We start from the raw sequence: 16,831 nt of genomic DNA, 5'->3' as shown, positions 1-16,831 counted from the left end.
AGGCAATAAAATGACATTTGTTCCTAAGAAGGCCTTTTTTACAAAGGGAATTGGAAGGCATAAAAATAAACTTCAGTCATTTGAATTGGCCTTAAGAGATGCTAGAATTGAAAAACAAAATCTGGTCTATGTCTCGAGTATATTTCCACCAAAATGTCAGGTTATACCGCTAGATGAGGGCATAAAAGAGTTAAAACCTGGCCAGATAACTTATTGTGTAATGGCGAAAAATGCAACAAATGAAAAAGGCAGATTGGTAGGGGCTGCGGTGGGTATCGCCTTTCCAGCAGATGAGTCCCACTATGGATACATTTCAGAACACCATGCCTTTGGGGCAGATGAAAAGGAAATAGGCGATTTTGCAGAAGATTTGGCATCAACAATGCTTGCAACTACCCTTGGAATAGATTTTGATCCAGAAAAGGATTATGATGAAAGACGAGAGATTTATCTAATGAGTGGAAAGATAATAGATTCCATGTCTGCTCCCTGTGTTACCAGAGGTGTTGGTGGTATGTGGACAACTACTATCTCAGCAGTAGTTTTTTTGCCCTAAGGGCGTGGGCAGTGACTTGTGATAAATGCAAGGTGAATAAGGAACTAATTCCAGCAAGAAGAATGATTGTATATTTAATAGGGCAAAGCAGCCGCCTCAGCCGATCAATGCAACTTACTTTATCCGATCAAATACATCGCAACTCCCGCGGCCCTGAGGGGACATTTAGTCTAAAGATGGACACGTAATATACATTATCGCTAAGCATTTGCACAAATTATTATCTTGCATACTCCACTGCGCGCTTTTCTCTGATACAGGTAACTTTTATCTGTCCTGGATATGTGAGCTGCTCCTCAATTTTCTTTGCAATCTCTTTGCAAAGCAAATAGGTCTCGTTTTCGTCAACTGTTTCGCAATCCACCATAACCCTGAGCTCCCTTCCAGCCTGTATAGCGTATGCCTTTATAACCCCTTCAAAGGAAAGGGCAACATTTTCAAGCTCTTCCAATCTCTTCACATAATGTTCCAGTAGTTCTTTTCTTGCTCCAGGCCTTGCTCCTGAGAGACTATCTGCTGCCTGCACCAACACAGCAAGCACAGTTTCTGGTTGTATATCTTCATGGTGAGCTGCGATTGCATGGACAACTTCGTCGGATTCCCCGTATTTTTTTGCTAATTCAGCTCCTATAAGAGCGTGAGGCCCTTCTATTTCATGGTCAACGGCCTTGCCTATATCATGCAAGAGCCCAGCCCTTTTTGCCATTTTAACATCTAATTTTAGCTCAGCAGCCATGATCCCACACAAGAACGCAACTTCTAATGAGTGACTAAGTACATTCTGGGTAAAACTGGTCCTATAATAGAGGTGTCCCAAAAGACGAATAAGTTCTGGATGTATCCCATGAACACCCACATCAAATGTTGCTTGTTCACCAATCTCCCTTAGTCTTACCTCCATTTCCCTGTCCACTTTTTGCACAATATCTTCTATTCTCGCAGGATGGATACGGCCGTCTGTAATAAGCCTCTCAAGTACTATCTTTGCCTTTTCCCGCCTAAGAGGATTAAAGGCAGATAAAACAACGGTCTCTGGAGTGTCATCTATAATTAAATCAACCCCTGTAGCAGCTTCAAAGGCCCTAATATTTCTGCCCTCTCTCCCTATTATTCTACCTTTCATCTCTTCATTTGGGAGTTCTACAACTGTAACTGTATTATCGATAACATATTCACCAGCGTATTTTTGTATAGCTGTTGCTAAGATTTCCTGAGCTTTCTTATCTGCAATTTCTTTTGCTTCAGCCTCTATTTGCCTTATCATCCTAGCTGCTTCATGTTTTGTACTAGATTTGATTTCTTCCAAAAGCTTTTCCCTTGCTTCCTCCTTGGTAAGTCCTGAAATTTCTTCCAATTTCCTTTGTTGTTTTTGTACAATGGAATCTATTTCCTCCTTTCGTTTTAATATATCCTGTTCTAACTTGGACAGATTTTTTTCAATTTCTACCAGCTCGGCCTCTTTTTTGGCCAGTTTTTCCTGTTTGGCTTCTAATCGCTCTTCTTTTTCATGTAATCTGATTTCCTGTTTTTTAAGATTTTTTTCCCTTTCCCTGACCTCTTTTTCTAGCTCTCTTTTTTGTTGAAAAATTTCATCCTTAGCTTGAATCAAATATTCCTTGTGTTTGGCTTTAGCTTCTTTTTCTGCATTCTTAATGATTTTTTCAGCCTCTTTTTTGGCCTCTTCGAGCTCTTTTTCCACATTGTATTTCTTTATCACAAAACCAACACCTAAACCAATTAAAAAGACAATAACACTAATCAATAAAACATAATCCATAATATATCTCCTTTATATTTTTTCAGACCAAATAAATTAGGTCTGATTAAAAATTGTGAAAAATATGATTGGGCAAATTGAAGACAAGACCGATATATGGAAGCAAAATGGAAAAGTCACCCACAAGACCCCCGAGGGATACGTGTGGGAGGCCATTTTGAACCTGGCATAGCCAGGTGGGCGCCACTAGTAGCCATCAGGCTTCCCACTGGCCCTTAAAAAGGTGTTGGGCATGCACAACAGGCTACAAGAAGCGGCTCCCGTTATTTTGCTGTTGGCTCAAAAATGGTACCTCCAATCACGCTATCCCCCAGGGAGATAAATTTAATTACTTCTTTGTGTTTTCTATCTTTTCCAGAAGTTGCTTTAATTTCTCTTCTGTCTTTTGCAACTTCTGTTTGGTCTGCAAATAGTCATCGGCCAGGCCCAAAGCCACTAAAATTAACAACTTTTCATTACTGAGCCTGGAACCAAAGGTGTTTAATTTATTAAATCTATCTAAAATTACCTTTTTTGCTTCCAGGATGCGGGTCTCATCCACATTTGCCCTAAATGAGACCTCTTGTCCCAAAATTGATAATCGATAAGTTGGCATTAATTTATGCTATATCTATATCTTCCATCTTTTGCAATAAATTATCTATTTTTTTTGATACCTGCTCTTTTATCTCCTTCTCTCTAAGGAGTTCCTCGTTCAATCTTTTATTCTCCTCTTCCAATTCTTTCACCCTTTTTAAAAGAGAATCTATCTTTTTTTCCAGTAAATCTAGAACTTCCATTTTACTTTTTCATCTTCCTGGTTATATTCTTTTGCCTCTCTCTGGCAACGGCAAGACAACCGTCAGGTACATCTTTTGTTATAGTAGAACCAGCTCCTATAATGGTCCTGTCTCCTATATTAAGAGGGGCCACTAAAGATGTATTACTCCCCACAAATACATCCTTACCAATATATGTTTGATGTTTATTTTTCCCATCATAATTACAGGTGATAGTCCCTGCGCCTATATTCGTTCCCTCCCCTATAAAACTGTCTCCAAGATAAGTCAAATGAGAAGCCTTCACCCCTTTTTGTAAAACTGACTTCTTAATTTCAACAAAATTCCCCACCTTAATATCAGAAACCAGTTTGGTCCCTGGTCTTAACCTGGCAAAAGGACCAATAGTGCATCCTATTCCAATTTGAGCCCCTTCAATATGCGAAAAATTTAAAATTTTACAATCTTCAGCTATAACACTATCTCTAATCCAGACATGGGAATTTATTATTGTACCCTTTGAAACAAAAGACTTGCCATATATCTCTGTTGGTCCGGTTATCTGAATTCCTGAATCCACTTGAACCCTTGGTCCAATTCTGACTAAGTCAGGTCTATAAATCAAAACACCCTTACCTAACAATTCTTCTACTATTTTTCTTTGTAAAATCTCATCACACAGAGCAAGCTCCTTACATGAATTTACACCTAAAAACTCTTTTTGTTTACCTAAATTATACGCAAAAACAAATCTTTTGTCTTTAACAAAAAATTCAACAAGATCAGTTAGGTAATATTCTCCTTGCTTGTTATTACAATTTAGCTTAAATAATTTGTCCTTTATCTCCTTTAAGTTAATAAAATATATCCCGCAATTGACCTCGGTGATTTTTTCAATCTCTGAACTTTGAATATCCTTTTGTTCTATAATTCCAACAACTTCACCACTTTTATTCCTTAACACCCTCCCATATCCAGTTGGATCGTCCAGATTTATGGTCAAAAAAGACAGGTGTATTTTCTGCTGAAGAGCCCTATCCATCATAGGCCATATTTTATCCATGTCCAAAAGAGGGACATCACCATTAACAACCAATACCCATTCATAACCCTTTTTTACCAGTTGGTCATAGGCGCACTGAAGGGCGTGGCCAGTGCCAAGCTGTTCTTTTTGATAAATTTTATTTTGTCTTACAAAATTCAGAGCCTGTTCTATCATGTGAGATTTATAACCCAGAACATAAAAAATGTCTTGACGATCAAAATATTTCTTTAAAGACTGATCCACATACCACAACATTGGTTCACCTAAAAGTGAATGCAACACTTTAGGAAGTTCAGATTTCATTCTTGTGCCTTTTCCCGCTGCAAGCACTAAGGCACAAATTCCCTTTCTCATAGTTCTCATATTAAAACCTCTCAGAAAAATAATTATTATATAGTATAGACCTATACAGAAAATTAGGCAAGCCGAAATTGGCCCCCCTTTATTGATTAGAAAAAAAAAAGGACCCCTCTTTTTTAGGAGGAGTCCCTTTAATCATATAATTCAATTTAAATATTCACATACCCACCCTTTCTTTTGTCTTGATACGCTCAATTGCCCTCATAAGGGCTGCCCTTGCCCTTGCATAATCTATTTCTTCGCTTTGTTCCTTAAGCCTTCTCTCTGCCCTTTCCTTGGCCTTTTTTGCCCTCTCAACATCTATCTCTTCAGCCTTTTCTGCCGATTCTGCCAGAATAGTGATTGACTCACCGTCCACCTCTGCAAACCCACCAGACACAAATACGTATTTTGTTTCCGCACCTTTTTTATAATACAAAGAACCAATAGAGAGGGCAGATAAATATGGTATGTGGTTTTTAAGCACACCAAATTGTCCCATTACTCCTGGAACACCCACATATTCTACTTCTTCACTTAAAACTACCCTATCTGGGGTGACTATTTCTAATTTTATTGTACTTGCCATGGCTTATACCCACTTTTTTTACATTGATTTTGCCTTCTCTATTGCGTCCTCTATTGTTCCCACCATATAGAATGCATTTTCAGGCAGATCATCGTGTTTACCGTCAATGATCTCTCTAAATCCTCTAATAGTGTCCTCTGTCTTTACATATACTCCTGGCCTGCCAGTGAATTGTTCAGCAACGTGGAATGGCTGAGACAAAAACCTTTGAATTTTTCTTGCCCTTGCAACAATTAATTTGTCTTCATCTGAAAGCTCTTCCATACCCAGGATTGCAATGATATCCTGTAAATCTTTATATCTCTGTAATATCTGCTGAACATCACGAGCTGTCCTGTAGTGTTCTTCTCCTAAAATATTTGGATCCAGAATTCTTGAAGTGGAATCTAAAGGATCAACTGCTGGATAAATACCGAGCTCTGCTATTTGTCTTGAGAGAACTAGTGTTCCGTCTAAGTGTGAAAAAGTTGTAGCTGGTGCTGGGTCAGTTAAGTCGTCTGCAGGAACATAGATTGCCTGAACAGAAGTAATTGATCCCTTATTTGTAGAGGTAATCCTTTCTTCTAGCTCACCAAGGTCTGTTGCTAGAGTTGGCTGATAACCAACTGCAGAAGGCATACGACCAAGGAGTGCTGATACCTCCATGTTTGCCTGAGTGAATCTAAAGATGTTGTCAATAAATAAAAGTACGTCTTCACCATCTACATCCCTGAAATATTCGGCAACAGTAAGTGCTGTAAGAGCTACTCTCGCCCTGGCTCCTGGAGGCTCGTTCATCTGACCATAAACCAGCGCTGCATTAGGAAGTACACCCGCCTCTTTCATTTCCAGGTACAAGTCATTTCCTTCCCTTGTCCTCTCTCCAACACCTGCGAAAACTGACTTACCACCATGCTGTTTTGCAATGTTGTTGATCATTTCCATTAAGATAACTGTCTTACCCACACCAGCACCGCCAAAGAGTCCCATTTTACCACCTTTTGGAAAGGGAATCATTAAATCAACAACCTTGATTCCTGTTTCTAAAAGTTCAACCTTTGTGGACTGCTCTGTAAAAGTAGGTGCTGGTCTGTGGATTGGCCAATATTCTTTAGCTTCAATTGGACCCATTTCGTCCACAGGACGACCAACAACATTTAAGATCCTGCCCAACGCAGGCTTTCCAACAGGTGTGGCAATGGGTTGTCCTGTGTCCAGACACTTCATCCCACGGACCAAACCATCTGTTGTGTCCATGGCAACACATCTAACTACATTGTCTCCGAGCTGTTGAGCAACTTCCAGTATTAATGATTCCTCTTCAGGTCTACTTGGATCTAATACCTTAATAGCATTCAAGATATTGGGCAATTTGCCCTCTTCAAACTCAACGTCTACAACAGCTCCTAAAACTTGAACTATTTTTCCTATATTCTCACTCATTACTTCCCCCTTATTTATCCTTTTAATGCCTCTGCACCGCCAACAATGTCTAAGAGTTCGGCGGTGATGGCTGCTTGCCTTGCCTTATTATAAGCCAGGGTTAGCTTATGGATCATCTCATCACAGTTTTTAGATGCAGTATCCATTGCTGTCATCCTGGCTGCATGCTCACTTGCAGAGGTATCCAAAAGACCTCTATACACCTGGACCTTAATGAACCTTGGCAACAGCTCTGCAAGCAAACCTTCAACAGATGGTTCATACATATAAAGGGCCTTTGGTCCCTGGCTTTCCTCTTCCTCTGCCTCTGGTTGAGTAACAGGCAATATTTTTAAGGCCACAGGCTCTTGTCTTAATATACTTACAAATTGGCCATAAATGAGATAAACCTCATCAACTACATGGTCTTCATAGGCCTTGATAATCTCAAGCCCAATTTTATTGGCCAGGGTGAAATCAAAATTGTCCATCACCCCAACATAAGAATTTAATATTTCAGCGCCATCTACTTTTCTTGCTGCTTGTGTAGCCTTTCTAGCCACTGGCAGTAACTTAATGGCCTTTCCTTCTGATGATTTTTCTTTTATCAATTTTTCTGCCTTGGTTATCAAATTTGCATTAAAGGCACCACATAGTCCCCTCTCTGAAGTAATTAAGACTATGCCTGTTGCCTTTATCTCCTCCCTGGGCTCTAAAAGTGGATGAACAGTCACATCCACTCCCTTAGATAAGTCCTTTAACATCTCATAATATTTATCAGCATAGGGCCTGAACTTTTCAATCCTCTCCTGGGCTCGTCTCAGCTTTGCTGATGCAACCATGTTCATGGCCCTTGTGATCTGCTGGGTCTTCTGAACAGATTCTATTTTCTTTTTAACGTCCTTCAATGAAGGCATGGATTTTCCCCTTTGTCCTTAGGTTATATTAGGCCTGAAAACTCTTTTTAAACTCCTCCAACGCAGCTTTCAATTTTTCCTCAGTTGCTTCGTCTAAATCATTGGATTCCTTAATGGCGTTTAATATATCTGCCTTTGAATTCCTCATAAACTCAAGAAATTCCTTTTCAAATTTGGAAATTGCTTCAATAGGTACATCATCTAAATATCCTCTAGTACCTGCATACAGAACCACCACTTGCTCTTGAACTGGCAAAGGTTGGTATTGAGGTTGCTTTAGAAGCTCCATCATCCTCTTACCACGCTCCAACCTCTGCATAGTGGCCTTATCTAAATCAGATCCAAACTGGGCAAATGCTGCAAGTTCTCTATACTGGGCAAGGTCAAGACGAAGAGTACCTGCAACCTTTTTCATAGCCTTAACCTGGGCAGCTCCACCAACCCTGGATACTGAAAGACCAACGTTAATTGCAGGTCTAAAACCAGCATTAAACAGGTCTGGTTCAAGATATACCTGACCGTCGGTGATTGAAATAACGTTTGTTGGAATGTATGCTGAAACGTCTCCAGCCTGGGTTTCAATTATTGGAAGAGCTGTAAGTGATCCTCCTCCATGTTTATCATCCAATTTTGCAGCACGCTCAAGTAATCTGGAATGTAAATAAAAAATATCACCTGGAAAGGCCTCACGACCTGGAGGACGTCTTAAGAGCAGAGACATCTGTCTATATGCAACTGCCTGCTTTGACAAGTCATCATAAATAATTAATGCATGTTTTCCATTATCCCTGAAATATTCAGCCATTGTACATCCACTATAAGGAGCGATATATTGCAGGGCTGCTGGTTCAGATGCAGTTGCTGAAATTATTGTTGTGTAGTCCATTGCTCCGTATTTTCTAAGTGTTTCAGCAACCAATGCTACTGTTGACTTTTTTTGACCAATGGCCACATAAAAACAATATACATCACTTTCCTTTTGCGCTAATATAGCATCAATACAGATTGCAGTTTTTCCAACCTGCCTATCACCAATGATGAGCTCACGCTGCCCTCTACCAATTGGTGTCATGGCGTCGATTGCCTTAAGTCCTGTATACATTGGCTCATGAACAGGCCTTCTTACAATAATTCCAGGTGCCTTGATCTCAACCAACCTGGTTTCCTTCATTGAAACAGGTCCAAGACCATCTAATGGATTACCAACAGGATCTATAACTCTTCCAACTACTGCATCACCAACAGGAACAGAAAAAACCCTTCCTGTTCTCTTTACAGTATCACCTTCCTTTATGTGAGTATCTTCACCTAAAAGAGCAACACCCACATTATCTTCTTCCAGATTGAGGGCAACACCATATATCTCGCCAGGAAATTCCAAAAGTTCCATGGACATACAATTTTCAAGTCCATATACCCTGGCAATTCCGTCACCCACTGACAGGACCACGCCGGTCTCTGCCATTTCCATCTTTTCCTCATAACTTTTTATCTGATCTTGAATAATTTTGGTAATTTCTTCTGATCTAATTTGCATGGCCACTACTCACCCCTTTTTATTTTTTCTTTCAATATATTTAATTGGGCCCTTAAACTGGCATCATACACCTTGTCCCCAACCTTTAATACCACACCACCTAAAATATTTTTGTCTACATGAAAATCTAATACAAACTTCTTGGCCATCTTTTCTTCTAAACTCTTTCTGATGCTTTCTTTCTTTTTATTTTTCAACTCTATTGCAGTAATCAGATGGCCACGTACAATCCCTTCAAATTGATCAAGTAATTTTTGGTAATAGTTTCTGATATCCAAAATATAAGGAAGACGTTTTTTTTCAGCCAGGAGCAATAAGAAGTTTTTCATAACCTTTGATGCGCCTATTTTGTCCAGGATCTTTTCAATAAGGAGTTTTTTGTCTTCAACCCTAATAACAGGATTTTTAAAAATCCTGAGCAAAATAGGCTCTTCCTCCACAAGATCGCAAAAGACCCCAAGTTCTTTTCCATATTGTTTTAAGGCCTTTGCACCTTTCTCCTGGCCTATTGCAAATAATGCCCTGGAGTACCTTTTTGCTATAATTTCCTGTTTCAATGGAGCACCACCTTTGTTAGATATTTATCAATTAATTGTTCTTGTTCTTTGACCCCTAGCCTATTTATAATTATCTTCTCAGCAGACTCAATGATTTTGTCTGCCATTTCAGCCCTGAGCATCTCAATTGCTTGTTCAAATTCCTGCTGAGCTTTAATCTCTGCCTGCTTTTTGATTTCCTCAGCTTCCTTATAAGCTTTTTCAATTATTGCATTTTTTATCGCTTCTCCCTGACGTTTTGCCTCAGACAAAATTTCCTGTCTCTCTTGCTCCAGATTTGCAATGCGAGCTTCAACCTGTTTTAACTTTTCTTCAGCTTCACTCCGTCTCTTTTCTAGAGATTGAAAATTACTTTCAATTTCTTTGGTCCTTCCACCAAAAAAATCCTTTATTTTATCGCCAGCCAGTTTATAAATAATACCAAGAAAAAGAGCAAAGTTTACACAACGCCAAAAAAAATCCTTCCATGCAGCAGCTGACGAGGCCTCTTCTGAACCATGCCCTGAGGCACAAACTATGCTCCCCCACAATAGGAGCACCAAAAATAATGATGTCCCTTTTATTATTTTTTTCAAAACAACCCTCCTTAAGCCTCTTTTTTCTATTATTCAAAGTTATTAAGCCATAACCCTTTCTGCCACCATATTTGCATACTCATCCACTTTGGCCAAAAGCTCATTTTTTACTGAGCTTACCTGCTTTTCAAGGTCTTTTCTCGCCCTCTGCAACTTTGTCTGGGCCTCTTGTTTGGCCTTAGACAACACTACCTGTTCTTCTTTTACACCTTGAGCCTTAAAATCATTTTTGAGTTTAGAGGCTTCAACCCTGGTTTGATTTAGTTGCTCTTCATAATTTTTTAATTTTTCCTCTGCCTGTTCATTGAATTGTTCGATGTCAGACAAATATCCAGAAAGCCTCTCCTGCCTCTGTTTTATTATCCCCCTAATTGGGCGATACAAAATAAGATTCAAAACAGCCAACAAAATCAAAAAATTTACAAGTTGAATGAAAAAGGTAATGTTTAACTCTATCATAGACTTGCCCTCCAACCCTGTTTTTTGTGTGTTAAGATGACTTTGTGAAAATTGTTACAAATTTGAGACTGTTTATCCCATTTCAAACTTTCTGTCAAAGCTTTTTTTAGACAAGGCTTAAAAACATTCACTTTGTTCTCTTAATCACAACTAAATAATGGGCTTAATTAGGAAAGAAATATTGCCTGTCATGCTTAAATCTCAGCGAACAATCCACCGCCAAACTTAATCAACAAGTGACCAATCTTTGTCAAAGTGCGCGCATCCATTCAGGTTTTAAACCAATTTCGCCACGTAATGCCTTGTCTATTAATTTCAATGCACTCTCTTTACCTTCAGGGTATTTAATCTTAAGTGGCAAATAATTTGATGCATGATTTGAAGTAAAAAGGCCATTGGACAAGTCAGTAAACCTTATCATTTCCCTTAATTCCAACAACATTCCATATTTATCAGGAAGTTCAAATTCTCCATTTTCATACTTCTCATATAAAGGTGTTCCTGGAATTAGCATAAGGGTAAGGGCACCCACATAGTCAGGGTCCATCTTTGTAAGTAACTCTCCTGTTGCCCTTGCATGTTCAAGGGACCTCATTCTACCAGCTATCCCCAAAAGGACTGTTACAGAAAGTTTTATCCCTGCCTGTTTTACCTTTTTGGCCAACTCAACATATTCAGAAGCTGTGGCACCTTTATTAATTTCTCGCAAAACTTCATCATCTCCACTTTCTACACCTAAATAGAGTATTCCCAATTTTTTTTGCTTTAGTTCAATTAAATTATCCAAGGTCTTTTTTCTTAGACTCTTGGCATTAGCGTATGATCCAATCCTTTCAAGCCAGGGAAGGTGTTTATTTATGGTATCAATCAGAGGAACCAATTTTCTCTGCGGTATTATAAGGGCATCCCCATCCATTAAAAAGAGCCTGTTTTGATTCCTCATATACTTGGAAGCAAACAATATATCACTATACACAATATCCCATTCCTTTATCCTGAATCTTTTTTGTTTGTAGGTACCGCAAAAAGTACATTTGTTGTGGGAACATCCCACGGTTACCTGAAGCAATATACTAAAGGCCTCACTGGGCGGTCTTATACAAAATCCTTCATAGTGCATGCCTTCACTCACATTTATGTTCATAAGCATTCTCCTCCTAGAGTTCAGTTTCTTGACCTATTAAAATAAAAGATATATTTCTATTGATTAACTTGTTAGGTCTTTGGTACATTTACTCAAAACAAAAATCAATAACTTGGAGAAATAAAAAATTATGGATATTCCTGAAATTTGTTCAAAAAAACTTGTAAGCGCTGACCAAGCAATAAATAAGATAAAGAATGGGAGCAGGGTATTTGTTGGCACAGGATGTGGTGAACCCCAACACCTTATAAGAAAGATGGTGGAAGCAGAAGATTTGCAGGATATCATAGTATATCAAATGCTTTCCTCTACCTTTGCAAGGTATGTAAATGATAAAAATTTTTTAAGGCGGTTTTCCCTTAAACTATTTTTTATTAGTCTAGATATGCGCCAGGCTGCCTTTGAAGGAAAAATAGACTATATTCCTGCTTACTTATCTGAAATTCCCCATTTATTTGATTCCAAAACCATAGGATTAGATGTGGCTTTAGTTCAGGTGTCTCCCCCAGATCAATTTGGTTATTGCAGTTTAGGAATCTCTGTTGATATAACCTATTCGGGTTTGAAGAATGCAGATTTAGTGATTGCTCAAATAAACCCTAATATGCCAAGGACATGGGGAGATAGTCTCGTCCATGTGGATGATATTGATTATTTTGTGCTATATGAAGAGCCCCTGGTAGAAGCTATTCCCAGAAAAAAGAACAAAGAAATAATAGATCGAATAGCCTTCTATGTAAATCAGCTAATAGAGGATGGAGCAACTCTCCAAGTAGGATTTGGCCACTTACCTGATGCAATTTTGCCTTATCTTATGAATAAAAAGGATCTGGGAATACATACTCAGGTCATAACTGATGGCTTTTTACCACTCTTTGAAAACAAAGTAATCACCAATAGAAAAAAGTCCTACCTCCCGGACAGGGCGGTTGCCTCTCTATGTATGGGGTCAGAAAAATTATATAATTTTGTAAACAACAACCCTATGTTTTATTTTAAATCATCTGACTTTGTAAACGATCCTAACATAATAGCAAAAAATGATCACTTTATTTCCCTTAGTTCAGCACTAGAAGTAGATCTAACTGGCCAAATCTGTACAGATTCAAAGGGATATTTGTTTTATAGTGGCATTGGTGACCAGGTGGATTTTATCAGGGGATCTAAAATGTCAAAAAATGGATTTTCAATAATAGCTCTCCCTTCAACGGCCCAGGGTGGAAAAGTCTCCAGAATTGTGCCACACTTAAGTGAGGGTGCTGGTGTTGCAACAACCAGGGCAGACGTTGACATTGTAGTAACTGAATATGGGATAGCTGAACTTTATGGAAAATCTATATATCAAAGGGTTATGGAACTTGCTCAGATTGCCCATCCAAAATTTAGAGAAGAATTAATAAATGAAGCCAAGAAAAAACACTATATCTTTCCTGACCAACTCCCTCCCAAAAAAGAGGACCTTATCTTCATTGAAAAATATAAATACAATTATACACTCCCCGATGGAAGAAACATTGAATTTAGACCACTCCTTCCATCAGATGAATTTGCATCTAGAAATTTCTTTTACTCTTTAAAAGAAACTACAGTTTATTACAGATTTTTCCAGCCTAAAAAGGTATTTACCAGACAAATGCTGCAAAACGAATGGGCAAGGGTGGATTATCGAAAAAATATGACTATGGTTGGCATTCTACAAAAAGGAAGAAGAAAGACCATTGTGGCAATTGGTTCATACGTGCGTTCAGACATTGATGAAAACTATGCAGAAGTAGCCTTTGTGGTTAGAGATGACCTTCAAAACATGGGCATTAGCTCATTTTTGTTAAAAATTCTGGAAAAAATCGCCAGAGAAAATGGATATAAAGGATTTTATGCTACAGTTTTAATAGATAATACCAAGATGATTCATGTATTTAAAAAAAAATACCCAAATGCCAGATTAAAACGGGGGTACAGAGGAGAGGTGGAAATTTTTATGGATTTTCCTGGGGAATAAAAATTTTTTTTCTAAACTTTTTCCCTCCTTTGCCGATTAGCAAAGAAAAAAGAAGGAGGGGAAAAATCATGAAAATAAATACCTTCTCAATATCCTTATTAAACACTTATGACAAATTAAATCACAGGCCCCTTCAAATTGATAAGATTGACAGGCCAATCAACAAAAAATCTCAAGAAATCGGTAACCCATTTTTAACTGAAAAATTTAATCCTGTAAATATTTCAAAATCAAACATATCCCAACAAAATTTGAAAAATTTGTCTTCTGACCAATTAAACATAATAGAATCATTAATTGAAAATTTTACTGGTAAAGATGTTGAGATTATAGATATCGACAAATTTTATTTTTTGCACAAAAGTTATACCTCATTAAAGGAAAATTTGGCATATACCGGTAAATTTTCTCCCCTTAAAAACAAATTGAATACTGATTATAATAAGATATTCAAAGATGCTGAGAAGATAAAAATGGATTTAGAAATGACTGTTAAAACTGCTGAAGGTAAGGAATTAGATGTAAATATTGAATTAGATTTATCTCAAGAATTTATACAAAAGAGCAACTTTGCTATGAAATCTAAAAACAAATCAAATATAAGTGTATTAAACATAACAAGTAAGGATGAAACAATATTTAAATCTAATCTTCACTTTGAAATAGATATAGTACCAGCCTCTGAACAAGTAATTATTGACGGTAAGGAAATAGAAAAATACGAAAATTCGGTAAAAAAAGTTGATGGAATTGACCAACTAAAAGATGTACTTTCTGATAATGAAATAAAAAATATAGAAGATATGGATGATAGTGAAAAAGGTAGTGTTAATCAACAATATTTAAATTATATATTTAATTTCTTTAATATCTGGTCTAAAAATAAAGAAGAAAAATTTTTACTTGCATTTGGACTATTAACACAAGAAAAAATATATCTATCACCGGTAACTAAATTTGTTAATTAACATGGTACGAGATATTTAAACTCTAGTTTCAATGGTACTTTATTGGAAGATACATTGAAACACTCTCCTATAAAGTAAGGATAACTTATTATAAGTTATTGTGACCAAATACAAGTCTCTCCTTTGTCAGGATGAAATAACCTTTTAATTTTTCTGAATTCAACCAACTTTTTTATTCCCTAATATCTTTTAATCAAATAAATAATCTTGTCAAAAAATAAATTTTCTTTTATTTTTCTTTTGTCAGCAAAACAAAGAAAAAAGGAGGATTCAATGCCAATGATAAAACCCAAAAGAATAAAGGTAGATATCCTGGGAGAGCCAAAAATTCCAGTGCCAGAACAGTTAAGGCCATTCTTATCTGAGATTGGAGAGGTGAATTTATATGTGTCAGAAGAAGTAATTGATACAGAAGATCCAAATCAAAGATATTTTATTTTTGAAGAGGCTGGTCCCAAGGAAAAAATATATTTTGATCCATCAAAGACAAAATGTGCCATAGTGACTTGTGGGGGGCTTTGTCCTGGAATAAATGACGTTATTAGATCCATTGTAATGGAGGCCCATCATCAATACAATGTTGCCGCTACACTTGGTATTAGATATGGACTCCAGGGCTTTTTACCCCAATATGGACACAGCGTATGGGAGCTAACTCCTGAAAATGTATCTCAAATCCACGAATTTGGAGGAACTATTTTAGGTTCCTCCAGAGGTCACCAACCCCCAGAAGAGATAGTAGATTCACTAGAGAGGATGAACATAAATATCCTCTTCATGATAGGGGGCGATGGGACAATGAAGGCCGCTTCTGCTGTTTGGCGGGAGATAAAAAAACGTAAGATGAAGATATCAGTTGTGGGCATTCCTAAGACCATTGACAATGATATCTACTTTGTTCCACGCTCATTTGGCTTTGATACAGCCGTAACAAAGGCCATTGAGGCCATTAGATGTGCCCATACAGAGGCTACTGGTGCACCTAATGGAATCGGCATGGTAAAACTTATGGGCAGAGAATCTGGGTTTATTGCAAGTGAAGCCACCTTAGCTCAAAAAGACGTAAATGTGGTCTTGATTCCAGAACAACCCTTTGAACTTGAGGGAGAAAATGGTCTTCTGGCATACTTGAAAAAGAGGATTCAGGAAAGAGGTCATGCAGTAATCGTTGTTGCAGAAGGTGCTGGACAAGACCTATGGCGGAGGGAGATGAAGAAAAACAACGAGAAAATTCCAGTTGATGCTTCAGGAAATCCAATTCTAGGCGATATATGTGGACTGCTCAGAGAAAGGATAAAAAAATATTTTGAAGAGCAAAAGATACCTATTACTTTGAAATTTATTGATCCCAGTTATATAATCAGGTCAGTACCTGCAAATGCAAATGATGGAGTATACTGCGCATTTTTAGGACAGCATGCAGTGCATGCGGCCATGGCAGGCAAGACAAATATGGTTGTAACTAAGTTAATGGAAAAATTTGTATACCTACCACTCTCATTGGTGACCAAAAAGAGAAGAAAATTAAACGTAAATTCTCCGTATTGGAAGGCAGTACTTGCTTCCACAGGACAACCTCCTCAATTTGGATAATTTTAAGACAGAAAAGATGAATTTAAATAATAGAGAACCAGACATATTACTAGAGGTCCCGGCTCAAGTTTACTTTCTTCCAGCAATTGGTCATTTTGCAAAGGCAATTTTCACAAAACACCCTTATTTTGAAAAATGTTCTGAAGAAGTACTCTATTCCCTTGAACTGATAATCTATGAATCAGCAGCCAATGTTATTAAGCACGCATATCCAGAAGGAATTATAGGAAAATTAAAAGTAAAAATATGGATGGATCCTCAAAAAGTTATTTTAGATGTAATAGACAATGGTAAAGGATTTGATCCCAATAACTTACCTGAACCAGACCCTGCTTCCCCTGGCGAAGGTGGCATGGGAGTTTTTTTGATAAAAAAAATAGCTCAAAGGTTTTCTTACTTTTTTTCCAAAGAGGAAAATGGAAATGTCCTTCACCTTGAAATACCCCTTAAAAAAAAGGTTTAAGAATTCCCGTTATTTTTAGAAGTCTATGTATAAGTTCTTGTCCGGCTTTTCTGGTAAATTCTAAGCATAAAGTTGATTCCATTACAAAATTTACACGCCTTCTCAAAATCTATGCTCCCTTCTATAAGATTTAGGAAAAATAAGCTTTTTCACA

The 16,831-nt window shown here is 37.6% G+C and carries 17 protein-coding genes and 1 other RNA gene; 5 read left to right on the top strand and 13 right to left on the bottom strand.

What is annotated here, in order from left to right:
* Positions 1–10: 10 nt before the first annotated feature.
* Positions 11–556: a pyruvoyl-dependent arginine decarboxylase gene (locus tag ACYQ1E_RS00275; RefSeq protein WP_459874661.1), complete on the top strand. Its 546-nt coding sequence runs from the start codon at positions 11–13 to the stop codon at positions 554–556.
* Between the two features lie 220 nt (positions 557–776).
* Here the strand turns inward: ACYQ1E_RS00275 and rny are convergent, their stop codons facing one another.
* From rny to ACYQ1E_RS00210, 13 genes are all read right to left on the bottom strand, one after another.
* The gene (gene rny / locus ACYQ1E_RS00270) at positions 777–2,333 is read right to left on the bottom strand and encodes a ribonuclease Y (RefSeq protein ID WP_459874660.1); all 1,557 of its coding nucleotides are present in this window, start codon (positions 2,331–2,333) and stop codon (positions 777–779) included.
* 124 nt (positions 2,334–2,457) lie between these two features.
* Positions 2,458–2,653, bottom strand: a non-coding RNA gene (gene ssrS, locus ACYQ1E_RS00265) — 6S RNA.
* Positions 2,654–2,661: 8 nt separating this feature from the next.
* Positions 2,662–2,928, bottom strand: a complete 267-nt coding sequence (locus ACYQ1E_RS00260) for a cell division protein ZapA (protein WP_459874659.1) — start codon at positions 2,926–2,928, stop codon at positions 2,662–2,664.
* A 4-nt stretch (positions 2,929–2,932) separates the two neighbouring features.
* The gene (locus tag ACYQ1E_RS00255; protein WP_459874658.1) at positions 2,933–3,112 is read right to left on the bottom strand and encodes a hypothetical protein; all 180 of its coding nucleotides are present in this window, start codon (positions 3,110–3,112) and stop codon (positions 2,933–2,935) included.
* A gap of 1 nt (position 3,113) precedes the next feature.
* Complete coding sequence (gene glmU / locus ACYQ1E_RS00250; RefSeq protein ID WP_459874657.1) at positions 3,114–4,499, bottom strand: bifunctional UDP-N-acetylglucosamine diphosphorylase/glucosamine-1-phosphate N-acetyltransferase GlmU; 1,386 nt, start codon at positions 4,497–4,499, stop codon at positions 3,114–3,116.
* Between the two features lie 154 nt (positions 4,500–4,653).
* Complete coding sequence (locus ACYQ1E_RS00245) at positions 4,654–5,064, bottom strand: F0F1 ATP synthase subunit epsilon (protein ID WP_459874656.1); 411 nt, start codon at positions 5,062–5,064, stop codon at positions 4,654–4,656.
* An 18-nt stretch (positions 5,065–5,082) separates the two neighbouring features.
* Entirely contained in the window at positions 5,083–6,486 is a 1,404-nt protein-coding gene (gene atpD, locus ACYQ1E_RS00240) for a F0F1 ATP synthase subunit beta (RefSeq protein ID WP_459874655.1), read from the bottom strand.
* A gap of 14 nt (positions 6,487–6,500) precedes the next feature.
* Positions 6,501–7,382, bottom strand: coding sequence for a F0F1 ATP synthase subunit gamma (locus ACYQ1E_RS00235; protein ID WP_459874654.1), 882 nt, complete (start codon positions 7,380–7,382; stop codon positions 6,501–6,503).
* A gap of 28 nt (positions 7,383–7,410) precedes the next feature.
* Positions 7,411–8,919, bottom strand: a complete 1,509-nt coding sequence (gene atpA / locus ACYQ1E_RS00230) for a F0F1 ATP synthase subunit alpha (protein WP_459874653.1) — start codon at positions 8,917–8,919, stop codon at positions 7,411–7,413.
* A gap of 5 nt (positions 8,920–8,924) precedes the next feature.
* Positions 8,925–9,476, bottom strand: a complete 552-nt coding sequence (atpH, locus tag ACYQ1E_RS00225; protein WP_459874652.1) for an ATP synthase F1 subunit delta — start codon at positions 9,474–9,476, stop codon at positions 8,925–8,927.
* Positions 9,473–10,051 carry a F0F1 ATP synthase subunit B gene (gene atpF, locus ACYQ1E_RS00220; protein ID WP_459874651.1) on the bottom strand — a complete coding sequence of 193 codons (579 nt, stop codon included), beginning with the start codon at positions 10,049–10,051 and terminating at the stop codon, positions 9,473–9,475. Before atpF ends, atpH begins: the two co-directional genes overlap by 4 nt.
* A 42-nt stretch (positions 10,052–10,093) precedes the next feature.
* On the bottom strand, positions 10,094–10,510 hold the full coding sequence (locus ACYQ1E_RS00215; protein ID WP_459874650.1) for a F0F1 ATP synthase subunit B: 417 nt from the start codon (positions 10,508–10,510) through the stop codon (positions 10,094–10,096).
* Between the two features lie 250 nt (positions 10,511–10,760).
* Positions 10,761–11,654 carry a radical SAM protein gene (locus tag ACYQ1E_RS00210; protein WP_459874649.1) on the bottom strand — a complete coding sequence of 298 codons (894 nt, stop codon included), beginning with the start codon at positions 11,652–11,654 and terminating at the stop codon, positions 10,761–10,763.
* A 130-nt stretch (positions 11,655–11,784) separates the two neighbouring features.
* Between ACYQ1E_RS00210 and ACYQ1E_RS00205 the strand changes: the two genes are divergently transcribed.
* The 4 genes from ACYQ1E_RS00205 (at position 11,785) to ACYQ1E_RS00190 (ending at position 16,677) form a co-directional block, all read left to right on the top strand.
* Entirely contained in the window at positions 11,785–13,653 is a 1,869-nt protein-coding gene (locus ACYQ1E_RS00205; RefSeq protein ID WP_459874648.1) for a GNAT family N-acetyltransferase, read from the top strand.
* Positions 13,654–13,721: 68 nt separating this feature from the next.
* Positions 13,722–14,621 carry a hypothetical protein gene (locus ACYQ1E_RS00200; protein WP_459874647.1) on the top strand — a complete coding sequence of 300 codons (900 nt, stop codon included), beginning with the start codon at positions 13,722–13,724 and terminating at the stop codon, positions 14,619–14,621.
* A gap of 273 nt (positions 14,622–14,894) precedes the next feature.
* Positions 14,895–16,214 (top strand): ATP-dependent 6-phosphofructokinase, encoded by a 1,320-nt coding sequence (locus ACYQ1E_RS00195; RefSeq protein WP_459874646.1) that lies wholly within the window; start codon positions 14,895–14,897, stop codon positions 16,212–16,214.
* The gene (locus ACYQ1E_RS00190; protein WP_459874645.1) at positions 16,207–16,677 is read left to right on the top strand and encodes an ATP-binding protein; all 471 of its coding nucleotides are present in this window, start codon (positions 16,207–16,209) and stop codon (positions 16,675–16,677) included. The genes ACYQ1E_RS00195 and ACYQ1E_RS00190 overlap by 8 nt, the downstream gene beginning before the upstream one ends.
* Positions 16,678–16,831 lie beyond the last annotated feature (154 nt).

The organism is Desulfothermus naphthae, from assembly GCF_054657475.1.
This window is presented reverse-complemented; position numbering and strand designations above follow the sequence as displayed.